This window comes from Bradyrhizobium sp. USDA 3311 (assembly GCF_054062495.1).
This window is the reverse complement of the sequence record NZ_JBSSFI010000001.1, coordinates 4,194,749-4,208,516: the sequence shown is the minus strand read 5'-3', so window position 1 is coordinate 4,208,516 and position 13,768 is coordinate 4,194,749. Positions and strand designations below refer to the sequence as shown.

12 protein-coding genes are annotated in these 13,768 nt (G+C 65.5%); 1 reads left to right on the top strand and 11 read right to left on the bottom strand.

Annotated elements, in window-relative coordinates; translation table 11 throughout:
• Positions 1-2: 2 nt before the first annotated feature.
• From ACVWW6_RS19880 to ACVWW6_RS19845, 8 genes are read right to left on the bottom strand one after another with little or no spacing between them, the layout of a single operon-like run.
• On the bottom strand, positions 3-722 hold the full coding sequence (locus ACVWW6_RS19880) for an ABC transporter ATP-binding protein (protein WP_060908416.1): 720 nt from the start codon (positions 720-722) through the stop codon (positions 3-5).
• A complete protein-coding gene (locus tag ACVWW6_RS19875) occupies positions 715-1,470 on the bottom strand; it encodes an ABC transporter ATP-binding protein (protein ID WP_404521535.1) in 756 nt (251 codons plus the stop codon). Before ACVWW6_RS19875 ends, ACVWW6_RS19880 begins: the two co-directional genes overlap by 8 nt.
• Entirely contained in the window at positions 1,467-2,465 is a 999-nt protein-coding gene (locus ACVWW6_RS19870) for a branched-chain amino acid ABC transporter permease (RefSeq protein WP_456681302.1), read from the bottom strand. The genes ACVWW6_RS19875 and ACVWW6_RS19870 overlap by 4 nt, the downstream gene beginning before the upstream one ends.
• Positions 2,462-3,337: a branched-chain amino acid ABC transporter permease gene (locus tag ACVWW6_RS19865; protein WP_028174342.1), complete on the bottom strand. Its 876-nt coding sequence runs from the start codon at positions 3,335-3,337 to the stop codon at positions 2,462-2,464. The genes ACVWW6_RS19870 and ACVWW6_RS19865 overlap by 4 nt, the downstream gene beginning before the upstream one ends.
• 11 nt (positions 3,338-3,348) lie before the next feature.
• A complete protein-coding gene (locus ACVWW6_RS19860; RefSeq protein WP_271611952.1) occupies positions 3,349-4,590 on the bottom strand; it encodes an ABC transporter substrate-binding protein in 1,242 nt (413 codons plus the stop codon).
• A 22-nt stretch (positions 4,591-4,612) separates the two neighbouring features.
• Entirely contained in the window at positions 4,613-6,988 is a 2,376-nt protein-coding gene (locus ACVWW6_RS19855; RefSeq protein ID WP_456681301.1) for a xanthine dehydrogenase family protein molybdopterin-binding subunit, read from the bottom strand.
• Entirely contained in the window at positions 6,985-7,509 is a 525-nt protein-coding gene (locus tag ACVWW6_RS19850; protein WP_060908420.1) for a (2Fe-2S)-binding protein, read from the bottom strand. Before ACVWW6_RS19850 ends, ACVWW6_RS19855 begins: the two co-directional genes overlap by 4 nt.
• Complete coding sequence (locus ACVWW6_RS19845; RefSeq protein ID WP_456681300.1) at positions 7,506-8,366, bottom strand: FAD binding domain-containing protein; 861 nt, start codon at positions 8,364-8,366, stop codon at positions 7,506-7,508. Before ACVWW6_RS19845 ends, ACVWW6_RS19850 begins: the two co-directional genes overlap by 4 nt.
• 255 nt (positions 8,367-8,621) lie before the next feature.
• Here ACVWW6_RS19845 and ACVWW6_RS19840 point away from each other — a divergent pair, with 255 nt between their 5' ends.
• Positions 8,622-9,242 (top strand): TetR/AcrR family transcriptional regulator, encoded by a 621-nt coding sequence (locus ACVWW6_RS19840; protein WP_060912642.1) that lies wholly within the window; start codon positions 8,622-8,624, stop codon positions 9,240-9,242.
• Here ACVWW6_RS19840 and hutU read toward each other — a convergent pair whose 3' ends face one another.
• The 3 genes from hutU to hutI are packed head-to-tail and all read right to left on the bottom strand — an operon-like array spanning position 9,243 to position 13,697.
• Positions 9,243-10,913, bottom strand: coding sequence for a urocanate hydratase (gene hutU / locus ACVWW6_RS19835; protein WP_060908422.1), 1,671 nt, complete (start codon positions 10,911-10,913; stop codon positions 9,243-9,245). It abuts the gene before it with no gap.
• Positions 10,914-10,926: 13 nt separating this feature from the next.
• The gene (hutH, locus tag ACVWW6_RS19830; protein WP_456681299.1) at positions 10,927-12,486 is read right to left on the bottom strand and encodes a histidine ammonia-lyase; all 1,560 of its coding nucleotides are present in this window, start codon (positions 12,484-12,486) and stop codon (positions 10,927-10,929) included.
• On the bottom strand, positions 12,483-13,697 hold the full coding sequence (hutI, locus tag ACVWW6_RS19825) for an imidazolonepropionase (protein ID WP_028174334.1): 1,215 nt from the start codon (positions 13,695-13,697) through the stop codon (positions 12,483-12,485). The genes hutH and hutI overlap by 4 nt, the downstream gene beginning before the upstream one ends.
• Between the last annotated feature and the right edge of the window lie 71 nt (positions 13,698-13,768).

Sequence of the window (13,768 nt, the reverse complement as noted above, 5' to 3'; positions counted from 1 at the left end):
GGTCACACCGCGCAATAGCGCTCCTGAATGTCCTTGTCCGCCAGCAGCGCCGCGGCGCTGCTTTGATGCACGACCTCGCCCTGGTCGATGATCACGGCACGATCGGCAAGCCGCAGGGCCCATTCGACATTCTGCTCCACCAGAAGCAACGTCTTGCCTTCATCACGCAGGCGGCGGAACAACACGCCCATCTCCTCGACCAGCACAGGCATGATCCCCTCCGAGGGCTCATCGAGCAGGACCATCCTGGGCCTGGCGATCAGGGCGCGCGCGATCGCCAGCATCTGTTGCTCGCCGCCGGAGAGCGTCACGCCCTCCTGATCGAGGCGTTCCTTCAGGCGCGGAAAGGTCTCGGCGATCTCGTCGATCGCGGCACGCTCATCGATCTCGCTGCCGGCAGCAACCAGGCCGAGCCGCAGGTTCTCGCGCACGGACAGGCCAGGGACGATGCGGCGCTCTTCGGGCACATAAGCGAGGCCAAGATGAAAGCGCTGATGGGCACGGAGCGGCAACAGCTCCCTGCCCGCAAAGCGCACGCGACCCGTCGCTTTCGGCATAAGGCCCATCATTGCCCGCAAGGTCGTGGTCTTGCCCGCACCGTTGCGGCCGACGAGCGCAACCACTTCGCCCTCCTTCACCTGCAGGGAAATGCCGTGAAGGACATGGCTCGCGCCATACCAGGCGTGGAGGTTCTCGATTTCGAGCAGCGCGGTCTCAGCCATAGCCTTCACTCTGTCCGAGGTAGACCCGGCGGACTTCCGGATTGCTCCTGATCTCGTCGGGCGCGCCGTCCGCCAGCAGGCGGCCGTGATGCAGCACCACGACGCGCTTGGACAGGCCCAGCACCATCTTCATCTTGTGCTCCACCAGCAGCACGGTGCGCTTGTCGGCGAGCCGTTCGAGCAGCGCGACCATGTCCTTGGTCTCCTCCGGTCCCATGCCGGCGGTCGGCTCGTCGAGCAATAGCAATTCCGGCTCGGAGACCAGCGCAATCGCGATCTCCAGCGCGCGCTGCTGGCCATGCGACAGGAATTTCGCCACCTCGCTGCGCTTACCGAGCAGCCCGACGGCGTCTAGCGCGGCATCGGCCCGCACATTCAGCTCCGCCAGCCGGGCACGGTTGCGCCAGATGTCGTAGCTGACGGTCAGCGCCTGTGCTGCCACGCGCACGTTCTCGTGCACGGACAGGTCCGGGAAGATGTTGGTGATCTGGTAGGAGCGCGAGATGCCCTGATGCACGAAGCGATGCTGGGGCAGGCCATTCAGCTCGCGTCCCCTGAAGTGCAGCTTGCCCGAGGTCGGCGTCAAAGCACCCGAGAGAATGTTGAAGAAGGTGCTCTTGCCGGCGCCGTTCGGCCCGATGATCGAGGTGAGCTGTCCCGCCGCAAAGGACACGGTGATGCCTTCGAGCGCGACGAAGCCTCCAAAGCGCTTGCCGATCCCCTCGGCGCGAAGCAATTCGCTGCTCATGGCCGTGCCTTTCCGATGCCGAGCGCATCGAGCAGCGTGCCCCAGATGCCCTTGGGCAGGAACAGCACAAAGAGGACGAAGATCGCGCCGACAAAGATCTGCCAATGCGGCGTCCAGAGCGAGATGACGTCCTCCAGGATCAGGAAGCTCGCCGCGCCGACGAACGGGCCGAAGAAGCTGCGGGCGCCGCCGAGCAACACCATCATCACGATCATGCCGGAGGTCTGGTAGTGCAGGATGTCCAGCGGCACGATCGACAGATGCAGCGCCAGCATGCAGCCGCCAAGCGAGGAGATCGCGCCCGACAGCATGAACACGATCAGCTTGCTGCGCTCGACGTCATAGCCGCAGGCCCGCGCCCGCTGCTCGTTCTCGCGGATCGCCTCGATCACGGCACCGAACGGCGAGTTCAGGATGCGCGACTGGAGCCACAGCGCCAGCGCCGCGAAGACCATCAGCACGTAGTATTTGTTGATGGGGTCGAGGAAATTGACGGGAAGGCCGAACAGGCTGATGCGGTCGACGGTGAAGCCGCGCAGGCCGTTTTCGCCGCCGGTGAAGGACGAGGCCTGCAGCGCGACGTAATAGACGAGCTGGGCCAGCGCCAACGTTACCATGGAGAAGTAAATGCCACGGGTGCGTGTCGAGACGATGCCGATCGCAGCAGCGAGGCAGGTGCTGAGGAGCACGGCGATCGGCACCGCGGCGAACCAGGGCACGCCGTAGCGGCCGATCGCAATGCCGGTGAAGTAGGCGCCCGCGCCGAAGAAGGCGGCCTGGCCGAACGACAACAGCCCGGTGTAGCCGAACAACAGATTGTAGCCCATCACCACGACCCCGTAGATCAGGACGTTCACGGCCAGCGCCTGTGACGGCAGCAGCCAGGGCAGCACGGCAAGCACCGCGATCGAGAGCAGCACACGCTGGTCGAGAATCCAGGCGATCCCATTGCGCGAGGGCCGGGCTACCGACTCGCCGCTCGAAGGCAGCATCACGCGGTCCTCCCTCTGACGCCGAACAGGCCCTGCGGGCGGATCAGCAGCACCACCGCCATCAGCGCGAACATGACGATGGTCGCCATCTCAGGGGCGAACAGCGCGACCATGCTGATGGATATGCCGACCATGAGGCCGGCAACGACAGCCCCGACGATCGAACCAAGGCCACCGATCACGGTCACCACGAACGCCTCCGCAAGCACGAGCGAGCCCATCTCCGGATTGACGCTGCGCATGGGACCGGCGAGCACGCCGCCGAGCGCGGCGAGCCCGACGCCGAGGCCGAAGATCGCAAGCCAGACCCGGCCGATATCGACGCCGAGCACCTGCATGATGGTGGGATCGCGCGCGCCGGCGCGCACGATCAAGCCGATGCGGGTCTTTTCCAGTGTCAGCCAGAGCACCAGCAGCACCACGGCCACCAGCGCGATGACGAACAGGCGGTAGCGCGGGAAGAAGCCGATGCCGAGATCAAGCACGCCGACCAGTTGCGGCGGGGTCGGAAACGGAATGCCGTCGCTCCCGAACACGATGCGCACACCTTCGACGAGGATGTAGCTGAGGCCGAAGGTGAGCAGCAACGGATCGTCGATCGAGCGTCCATAGAGCCTGCGGATCAGGACGAACTCGATCAGCATGCCGAAGGCGCCGATCAGGATGGGAGCGAGCAGCAGTCCCCACCAGAAGCTTCCGGTGAGCGACGCCAGATACAGCCCAGCATAGGCCCCGATCATGAACAGCGCGCCATGGGCGAAATTCACCACCCCGAGCATGCCGAACACGATCGTCAATCCAAGCGCAGTGATCACCAGGACCGCCCCAAGGGCGATCCCGGAGAGAAGCTGCATGATGATCAGCGACAGGTCCATCGTCACAAGACTTACGTCGCGTGGCCGAGTTCGCTGCAGCTGCGCAGCATGTCGTCGGAGCCGGCGTCATTGGCGAGAATGGCGAACAGATCGTTGTCGTTGGTCATCGCGGACTTCTTCTTGGACTCCAGCACCAGCACCGACTGCACCGACTGATGATCGCATTTGCGGTAGTGCTGCGGCCCCTTGGTCAGATCGTACTGCAGCTTCTCCAGGGCATCGACGACCTTGTCGGTGTCGGTGCCGCCGGCGGCCTCGATGGCGGCCAGCAACGATCCGACGCCAGAATAGCCATAGGCACCGTAATCGGTCGGGATCGCGCCGCCGTTGGCGGCCTTGAATGCCGCGTTGAAGCTGGCTGCCGTCTTGCTCTGCGTCTCAAGGCCCCAATAATAGTTGGCACCGCCGACCACGCCCTCGAACACGTCAGGGCCAACCGCGAGGCGCTGGTTGTGCAGGATGACGGGCACGACGATCTTCATCTGCTGCTTCACGCCGAAATCGACCGCCTGCTTGATCGCGTTGGCCTGGTCCCGGCCGAAATTGGAGATGCAGAGCACGTCCGGTCGCATCGACATCAGCCGTGGCATGAAAGTGGAATAGTCGGCCGCCCCGAACGGATGCAGAATTTCGCCGACAGTGTCAGCACCAATGGTCGTCTGCGCGCGCTTGAAGCCGCGCAGCATCTCATGGCCGTAGGCATAGTCGGCAACGAGATGGGCGACCTTCATTCCCTTCTTCAGGGTCTGCCGCGCTACCGCAGCGGTGGTCATGTGCGGGTTGAGCGCCTCGTGGAATGTGTACTTGCTGAAATCCTTGGCCTCGTTGATCGTGTCGGACTGACTGATCGAGACGTAGATCACGCCGCGGGCGCGGGTGACCTCGTTGACTGCGAGCTGCACGGCGCTGGAGAGCGCGCCGACCACCGCATGAACCTTGTCTTTCTCGATCAACTCCAGTGTGCGGGTCGCAGCTTCGCCCGCATTGAGCTTATCGTCGCGCACCAAGAGCTCGACCTTGCGGCCGCCGATGCCGCCCTTGTCGTTGACGAGCTTGACGGCGAGCTCGGCGCATCTGACCTGGTCGCGCGCTTCCGCTGCGAACGGCCCTGTCAGCGGCGTCGGGAAGCCGATGCGGATCGTCTCATCGGCGGCGCGGCCGAGCCGGGGCATCGCGAGCAGCGCCGCGCTGGCCGAGAGGCCGGCGAGTGCGGTGCGGCGGGTTATTTTCGGAGTCGAACCGGATTTAGGCATGATTTCCTCCAGGGTCTTTTTTCTAGAAATGCTTCAGGGCTTTCAGGACTTTTGTCGGCGTGATCGGAATTGAGTTGATCGTGGCGCCGAACGGCGCGAGCGCGTCGTTGACCGCGTTGAGCACGCAGGCTGACGCCGCCGCCGTGCCGGCCTCGCCGACGCCCTTGGCGCCGAGCACGGTGTCGGCGGTCGGCGTCTCGACATGGCCGATGACGATGTCGGGCATCTCCATCGGCATCGGAACGAGGTAATCGGCGAGCGAGCCATTCATGAGCTGACCGGTTTCGCTGTAGCGGCATTCCTCGAACAGCGCGGCACCCAGCCCCTGCACGACGCCGCCGCGGAGCTGCTCGTCCACCAGCATTGGATTGATGACGCGGCCGCAATCCTCGACGATGAAATGCTTCAGCATCTTGATGAAGCCGGTCTCGACATCGACCTCCAGCGAACAGCCCTGAATGCCGTTGGTGAAGGCGAAGGGATAACCCTGCGGGGCGAAGTGATGGCTTACCGTGAGCTGCGCCTGCGTGCCCGGCGGCAGCGTATCGGAGCGGAAATAGGCGATGCGCGCGATCTCCGCGATCGGCATGCGCTGGTTCCGCGTCACCGCATCGACGACCTCGCCATCGATGATGTCGAGCGCAGATGGCTGCTCCTGGAGGATCAGCGCGGCGATCTCCAGAATATTGCGCTTGAGCGCACGCGTGGCCTGGAGCGCGGTCTCGCCGCCGATGCCGGCGCCGCGGCAGGCCCAGGTGGCGCCGCCATGCGGCGTCACCTCGGTATCGCCGGTGATGACCTTGACGCGCTCCTGCGCGAGGCCGAGCTGGTCGGCCACGATCTGGCTGATGATCGCCTCGGTGCCCTGCCCCTGCTCGGTGACCGAGATCAGGCAGCGCACCTCGCCCGACGGCGTCAGGCTGAGAATGGCGCCGTCCTGTGAGGAGATCCGCGCGCCTCCGACGCCATAGAAGGCCGGGCTCGGGTTGGTGATCTCGACAAAGGTGGCGATGCCAATGCCCCGATAGATGCCGCGCTTGCGCAAATTCGCCTGCTCGGCACGCAGCGCGTCATAATCCATCATCTCATGCAGGCGCTTCAGGCAGGCCTGATGGGACAGCGCCTCGAAGCGGTAGCCGGTCGGCGAGGTCTGCGGATAGGCATCATCGGCGATCACGTTCTGTGCGCGGATGGCAAAGGGATCGAGCCCGACCTTGGCTGCGGCCATATCCACCAGCCGCTCGGTGACGGCGCAAGCGATGGGATGGCCGACAGCGCGATACTGGCTGGTCTGCACCTTGTTCTGGAAGAGCACCTCCAGCGTGGCGCGATAGTTCCTGAAGCGATAGGGCGCGCCCATCAGGCGGATCACCTGATTGCCTTCGACCACGCTGGTGCGCGGATAGGTCGAGAACGCGCCGATCGCGGTCAGGTCAAGGACGTCCATCGCCAGGATTTCGCCCTTGGCATCGACCGCCATGCGGGCCCGGACGCGATGGTCGCGGGCATGGATGTCGGAGACAAAGGATTCAATGCGGTCGGCGACATATTTGACGGGGCGGCCGAGCAGGATCGAAAGGCCGACCACCGCCATGTCCTCGTGATAGACATGAAGCTTCATCCCGAAGGAACCGCCGATGTCGGTTGCGATGACGCGAACGCGGGCCTCGGGGATGCCGTAGTGGCGCGAATAGAGATCCTGGAACTGGTAAGGCGTCTGCGTCCCGTGATGCACCGTGAGCGCGCCGGCAGCGGGATCATAGTCCGCGACGATCGCGCGCGGCTCCAGCGTCACGGCGGTGTGGCGGCCGAAGGAGAATTCCTCCTCCACCACGTGGGCCGCATGCGCGAAGGCCTCGTCGACGGTGCCGTTGTCGAGCTGAGCGCGAAAGCAGGTGTTGTTGGCGCTGCCGGGATTGATCACCGGCCCACCCGCTTCCCGCGCACTGTCGATATCGACAACGAGGGGAAGATCCTCGTAATCGATCTCGATCAGTTCCAGCGCGTCTTCCGCGATGGCCCGGCTCTCGGCGACGACGGCGACCACGGCCTGCCCGGCCCAGACCACGCGATCCAGCGGTAACGGCAATTGCGGCGCCGAGGTCATACCCTTGAAATGATCGAGCGTGCCGGTCCAGGGCGTGCAGATTTTTGCGAGGTCCTCACCTGTGGCGACCAGATGCACGCCTTCGAGCGCACGGGTCTGCTCGGTGTTGACGGCGACGATCTTGGCGTGCGCATGCGGGCTGCGCAGGAACGCAGCGTACAGCATGCGCGGCAGGCGGAGATCGCTGACATAACGGCCGCGGCCGGCAAGCAACCGCTTGGCGTTCGGGCGTGGCACTGAACGGCCGATATAAGAGTTCGGGCGGTCGAGCGAGGTCCGTGGCGCGCTCATGTCGCGCCTCCGTTGTCGCTGCGCGCCTTGGCAACGGCATCGATGGCATCGACGATCGCCTCGTAACCGGTGCACCGACAATAATTACCCGACAGCGCGTCGCGGATCTCCTCGCGATTCGGCCGCGCCACCCGCGAGAGCAACTCGTTGGCGTTGACCAGCATGCCCGGCGTGCAGAAGCCGCATTGCAGCGCGTTGCGACGATGGAATTCGGCCTGGAGATCGGCGATCACGCCGCTTTCGGTGAGACCTTCGATGGTCTCGATCTTCGCACCGTCGGCCTGCACCGCGAACATCAGGCAGGAATGCACGGCGCGGCCATCGAGCTGCACGAGGCAGGCCCCGCAGGCGCCCATCTCGCAGCCGGCATGCGTCCCCGTCAGTTCGAGCGCATTGCGCAGGCAATCGACCAGCGTCTCGCGCGGCGCGACCTCGCAGGCAACCTTGCGGCCGTTGACGACGAGGCGGACCCGCACGGTCGCCTCGGCGTCCCCCAGCAGGGTTTCGTCGAAGCCGCTCATGCGCCCTCACCCAGACGTCCGAGCAGGCGTCCCAGCAGCACACGGGCGAGATGCAGCCGCATCGCCGGCGGCACCTCGTCGCTGTCAGGCGGCGCGAGATCGCCTTCGAGCGCGGCTTGGGCGACAGCGATACGCTCCGCATCGAGGGACGAGCCGATCACGGTCGCCTCCGCTCCCTTCACCCGTGTCGGCGTATTGCCGACAGAGAAAAAGGAGATGCGGATGTCCTCGATGCGTTCGCCGGAGAAGGTCACAAGCATGCCGCAGCCGACCAATGCATAGTCGCCGCGCCGCCGCGCCAGTTCGTCGAACGCAAAGCGCTGGTCGGCCTTGAACAGGGGAACGTAGACAGCGGTGATCAGCTCGCCGGGCTGCAAGGCCGTCTCGAACAGGTCGATGAAGAAATCGTCGGCTTTCACCCGCCGGGCGCCGGAAGGACCCACGACCTCGATCTCGGCATCAAGCGCCAGCGTCATCGCTGGAAATTCGGAAGCCGGGTCGGCAAGCGCAACGCTGCCGCCAAAGGTGCCGCGGTTGCGAATCGCGGGATGGGCGACGAACGGCGCCGCGGCATGCAGCAGCGGCGCGAACTCGGCGATCAGCGGCTCGCTCAGCATCTCGCAATGGCGCGTCAGCGCGCCGATGCGCAAATAGCCGCCTTCGCGCCTGACGCCGCGCAGCTCGTCAATATGGGTGATGTCGATCAGGAGCCGCGGCGCCTGCAGCCGCAGCGACAAGGCCGGCACGAGGCTCTGGCCCCCGGCGATGAAGCGTGCCTCATCGCCAGCGCGCGCATGAGCGTCCAGCGCCTGGTCGATCGTCGCAGCACGAAAATAGCTGAAAGCCCTCGCCTTCACCGCCGTTTCCTCGATATCCGTCGGCTCATCAGCCGGGATGCCAGATTTGTAACCATCTGGTCTCAAAATCCTGACATGCCTCCGGGGAACGGTCAACAGGAAATGACCATTTGGTCACAAATGCACCTTGGGCTATGAAGGCAACAAGACGTGCGATTCAGCGACGAAATGGCCCGAAAAGCGCAGAAACCAGCGAAGCGACCGGTCCGACGACGGCCCGAGACAGGCAGCAAGACCGCGCCAAAGCGCCGCAACATGCGCGCGGCCGACCGCGAGCGCGCAATCGTGGACGAAGCGATCCGCTTCTTTGCCGAGCATGGCTTCGAGGGACAGACCCGCGAACTGGCAAAACGCATGGGCATCACCCATTCGGCGATCTATCGCCACTTCCCGAGCAAGGAAGCGCTGATCGAGCGGGTGTACCAGGAGGTCTATCTCAGCCGCTGGTCGCCCGACTGGGGGCCGATGATCCAAGACCGCTCGCTGTCGCTGGAGGTGCGGCTGACGCGCTTCTATCTCGACTATGTCGAACGCGTCTTCGAGTACAATTGGGTGCGGATCTTCGTCTTCTCCGGCATGAAGTCGTTCGGCATCACCGGCCGCTATCTCGACATTGTCCGCCGCGAGATCATCGAGCCCGCGGCCGCCGAGCTGCGTCACGATCTCAAGCTGCCCGATGCGAAGTCCCGCCCACTGAGTGAGCGCGAGACCGAGCTGTTCTGGGGCCTGCACGGCCGCATCTTCTATCTCGCCATCCGCAAATTCATCTACGAAACGCCGATCCCGCCCGATCTCGACGCAATCGTCCGCGACGCCGTCCAGACCTTCATGGACGGCGCGAAGACGACGATGCCAAAGCTGCTGATGAGCGGCTAGCTACTTCGAAAGGCTCGGCAGATCGAGCCCCTTGTCACGAGCGCAGTCGATCGCGATGTCGTAGCCCGCGTCGGCATGGCGCATGACGCCGGTGGCCGGATCGTTCCAGAGCACGCGCGCGATCCGCTTTGCAGCTTCCGGCGTGCCATCAGCGACGATCACCATGCCGGCATGCTGCGAATAGCCGATGCCGACGCCGCCGCCATGATGCAGCGACACCCAGGTCGCGCCGCTGGCGCAATTGAGCAGCGCGTTGAGCAGCGGCCAGTCGGACACCGCGTCCGATCCGTCCTTCATGGCTTCGGTCTCGCGGTTCGGGCTTGCCACCGAGCCGCTGTCGAGATGGTCGCGGCCGATCACGACCGGCGCCTTGAGCTCACCGCGCGCCACCATCTCGTTGAAGGCAAGGCCGAGCCGGTGACGATCGCCGAGGCCGACCCAGCAGATGCGCGCCGGCAGCCCCTGGAATTTGATGCGTTCCCTGGCCATGTCGAGCCAATTGTGCAGATGCTTATCGTTCGGCATCAGCTCCTTGACCTTGGCATCGGTCTTGAAGATGTCCTCGGGATCGCCCGACAGCGCAGCCCAGCGGAACGGCCCGACGCCGCGGCAGAACAGAGGGCGGATATAGGCAGGGACGAAGCCGGGGAAATCGAAGGCGTTCTTCAGGCCCATGTCCTGCGCCATCTGGCGGATGTTGTTGCCGTAGTCGAGCGTCGGAATCCCTTGCGCGTGGAAATCCAGCATGGCCTGGACATGCTCGACCATCGAGGTCTTCGAGGCGCGCTCGACGGCCTTCGGATCGGACGCGCGCTTGGCTTCCCAGTCGGCGAGCGTCCAGCCTTTGGGGAGATAGCCGTTGATCGGGTCATGGGCGCTGGTCTGGTCGGTGACGATGTCCGGCTTGACGCCGCGACGCACCAGCTCCGGAAAAATCTCCGCGGCATTGCCGAGCAGGCCGACTGAGATTGCCTTCTTCGTCTTTGCGGACTCTTCCATGATCGCGAGCGCCTCGTCGAGCGTCGCGGCCTGCCGATCGAGATAGCCGGTGCGCAACCGCATCTCGATGCGGCTCGGCTGGCATTCAACTGCGAGCATCGAGGCTCCCGCCATGGTCGCGGCCAGCGGCTGCGCGCCACCCATGCCGCCAAGGCCGGCGGTGAGAATCCATTTGCCGGCAAGGCTGCCGCCATAATGGCGACGACCGACCTCGACGAAGGTCTCGTAGGTGCCCTGCACGATGCCCTGGCTGCCGATATAGATCCAGGAGCCGGCCGTCATCTGGCCGTACATCATCAGGCCCTTGCGATCGAGCTCGTTGAAATGGTCGAGCGTCGCCCAATGCGGCACGATGTTGGAGTTCGCGATCAGCACGCGAGGAGCATCGGCGTGGGTGCGGAAGACACCGACCGGCTTGCCGGACTGGATCAGCAGCGTCTCGTCGTCTTCGAGCTTGCGCAACGCCGCCGTAATCCGGTCAAAGCTCTCCCAGTCGCGCGCGGCACGGCCGATCCCGCCATAGACGACGAGCTCGCTCGGGCGCTCCGCGACATCAGGATCGAGATTGTTCATCAGCATGCGCAAGGGAGCCTCCGTCAGCCAGCTCTTGGCGCTGATGTCGCGGCCGCGGGGCGCGCGGATGGTGCGGTCGTTGTCCAGTCGGCGGTTCATGCGGAACACCTCTTCAGGCAAGTCTCGGAAATGGATCAGATGGGAGCACGCCGATCGCAGCCGCCGGCAGCGCATCGGCCTCGACGAGCGCGGCTGCCTTGGCGAGATCGCCGGCCATGTAGCGGTCGGCACCGAGCGCGGGCACCTGTTCGCGGAGCGCGGCGATGACGGCGACGAGCGGCGCGCTGGTCGCATGCGGCGCGCGCAGCGTAATGCCTTGCGCGGCGACCAGAAGCTCGATGCCGAGGATGGCGGCGAGATTGTCCGCCATATCGGCGAGGCGCCTCGCCGCATGCGCGGCCATCGACACGTGGTCTTCCTGGTTGGCGCTGGTCGGCGTCGAATCGATCGAGCAGGCAGCCGCACGCTGCTTGTTCTCGGCATAGAGCGCGGCCGCCGTCACCTCGGCGATCATGAAGCCGGAATTGATGCCGGGATCGGGCGTGAGGAACGGCGGCAGACCGAAATTCAGCGCGGGATCGACCAGCGTCGCGATGCGCCGCTCGCTGATCGCGCCGATCTCCGACAGCGCGAGCGCGATCGTATCGGCCGCAAACGCCACGGGCTCGGCGTGGAAATTGCCGCCGGAGACGATCTCGCCGGTCTCGACCAGGACGAGCGGGTTGTCGGTGACGGCATTGGCCTCGACGATCAGGGCTCGCGCAGCCTGCGTGATCAGATCGAGCGCGGCCCCTGCGACCTGCGGCTGGCAGCGCAGGCAATAGGGATCCTGCACGCGTTCGTCGCCTTCGAGATGCGACAGGCGGATGTCGCTGCCGTCGAGCAGCGCGGTCAGCGTCGCAGCCGCGGCGATCTGCCCGGCATGGCCGCGCAGCGCCTGGATTTCAGGGCGGAACGGCGCTGTGGAGGCCATCGCTGCATCGACCGACAGCGCGCCGGTGACGAGCGCGGCACGGGCCAGATGAAACCCACGCAGCACGCCGGAAATGGCATAGGCGGTCGAAAACTGCGTGCCGTTGATCAGCGCGAGCCCCTCCTTGGGCCCGAGGGTCAGCGGCGCAAGCCCGGCGGCAGCGAGTGCCTCGCCGCCGGACACGGTCTTGCCGTCGACAATCGCCTGTCCCTCGCCGATCATGACGGCGGTCATGTGCGCGAGCGGCGCGAGGTCACCGGAGGCGCCGACCGAGCCCTGCTGCGGAACCAGCGGACAGACGCGCCGCGCCAGCATTCCCTGCAACTGCTCGATCACCTCGCGGCGTACGCCAGATGCGCCGCGCCCGAGCGAGATGATCTTCAGCGCCATCATCAGCCGCACGATCGGCTCCGGCGTCGCCGGACCGACACCGCAGCAATGCGAGACGATGAGGTTGCGCTGGAGCAGCGCGGTCTGGTCAGGCGGGATGCGCTTCGAGGCGAGCTTTCCGAAGCCGGTATTGATGCCGTAGACGGGGGTGTCTGCTTGCGCCGCCTTGGCGACGATCGCCGCGGCTGCTTCGACACGCGGCCAGAACGACGGATCGAGCACGACGGGCTGTCCCGCAAGCACGCGCGCGAGATCGTCGAGGCTGACCGTTCCCGGTTTGACGACGATCGCCGCGTCCTGCTCCGTCATTGCCCCCTCCAAACCCGGCGGTGCAGCGGATTGAAGCCGATGCGGTAAACGAGCTCGGCGGGCCGCTCGATGTCCCAGATCGCGAGATCGCACCATTTGCCGGCCTCTAGCGTGCCGGTTTCATCGAGCACGCCAAGCGCCCGCGCGCCTTCGCGGGTGACCCCAGTGAGGCATTCGGCCACTGTCATCCGGAACAGCGTCGCGCCCATGTTCATCGCCAGCAGCAGCGAGGTCAGCGGCGAGCTGCCGGGATTGCAGTCCGACGCCAGCGCCATGTGGACGCCGTGCTTGCGGAACGACTCGACCGGCGGCTTCTGCGTCTCGCGGATGAAATAGAAGGCGCCCGGCAACAGCACAGCCACCGTTCCCGCCTTCGCCATCGCGGCCGCACCTGCTTCATCGGTATGCTCGAGATGATCGGCCGACAGTGCGGAGAATTTGGCCGCGAGCGCGGCACCGCCGAGGTTCGACAATTGGTCGGCATGAAGCTTCACCGGCAGCCCGAGTCCCCTCGCCGTCTCGAACACCCGCGCGGTCTGCTCAGCCGAGAACGCGATGCCCTCCATGAAAGCGTCGACGGCATCGGCAAGACCAGTCTTGGCAACCGCGGGCAGCATCTCCTTGCACACGAGATCGATATAGCGATCCTTGTCACCATCGGCCTCGGGCGGCAACGCATGGGCGCCGAGGAAGGACGTGCGGATCGCAACCGGCCGCTGGCGGCCGAGGCTGCGCGCGGCCGCGAGCTGCCGCATCTCGGTGTCGACATCGAGGCCGTAGCCGGACTTGATCTCGACCGTGGTGGCGCCCTCGCCGATCAGCGCGTCGAGCCGCGGCAGTGCGCTTGCGACGAGCTCGGCCTCGCTCGCCTTGCGCGTCGCGGCCACCGTCGAGACGATGCCGCCGCCGGCGCGCGCGATCTCCTCATAGCTTGCCCCCTTCAGGCGCAGCTCGAACTCGTGCGCACGGTTGCCGCCATAGACCAGATGAGTGTGGCAGTCGACGAGGCCCGGCGTGATCCAGCGCCCAGCGCAATCGATCCGCTTGATGGCATCTGCGTCAGCCGGAAAGTCCGCCGCCGCACCCGCATAGACGATGTGGCCGCCGCGCGCGGCAATCACGCCGTGCTCGATTTCGCCGAGATCGGGACGATCGGCCCGCATCGTGGCGAGGCGGGCATTGTGCCAGATCCGGTCGAAGCGCTCTGCCATGCAACTGTCCCTTCGCGGATGTCCCTGCGCCCTGGGATGCTTGACTTATATGTCTAGACATATAATCGTAA

Bases quoted from the DNA above. Each gene is read 5' to 3' on its own strand.
- hutI (WP_028174334.1), bottom strand. From the start codon at position 13,697: ATGGCAGAGCGCTTCGACCGGATCTGGCACAATGCCCGCCTCGCCACG.
- ACVWW6_RS19865 (WP_028174342.1), bottom strand. From the start codon at position 3,337: ATGGACCTGTCGCTGATCATCATGCAGCTTCTCTCCGGGATCGCCCTT.
- ACVWW6_RS19850 (WP_060908420.1), bottom strand. From the start codon at position 7,509: ATGAGCGGCTTCGACGAAACCCTGCTGGGGGACGCCGAGGCGACCGTG.
- ACVWW6_RS19880 (WP_060908416.1), bottom strand. From the start codon at position 722: ATGGCTGAGACCGCGCTGCTCGAAATCGAGAACCTCCACGCCTGGTAT.
- ACVWW6_RS19875 (WP_404521535.1), bottom strand. From the start codon at position 1,470: ATGAGCAGCGAATTGCTTCGCGCCGAGGGGATCGGCAAGCGCTTTGGA.
- hutH (WP_456681299.1), bottom strand. From the start codon at position 12,486: ATGACGGAGCAGGACGCGGCGATCGTCGTCAAACCGGGAACGGTCAGC.
- ACVWW6_RS19860 (WP_271611952.1), bottom strand. From the start codon at position 4,590: ATGCCTAAATCCGGTTCGACTCCGAAAATAACCCGCCGCACCGCACTC.
- ACVWW6_RS19855 (WP_456681301.1), bottom strand. From the start codon at position 6,988: ATGAGCGCGCCACGGACCTCGCTCGACCGCCCGAACTCTTATATCGGC.
- hutU (WP_060908422.1), bottom strand. From the start codon at position 10,913: ATGAACCGCCGACTGGACAACGACCGCACCATCCGCGCGCCCCGCGGC.
- ACVWW6_RS19840 (WP_060912642.1), top strand. From the start codon at position 8,622: ATGCGCGCGGCCGACCGCGAGCGCGCAATCGTGGACGAAGCGATCCGC.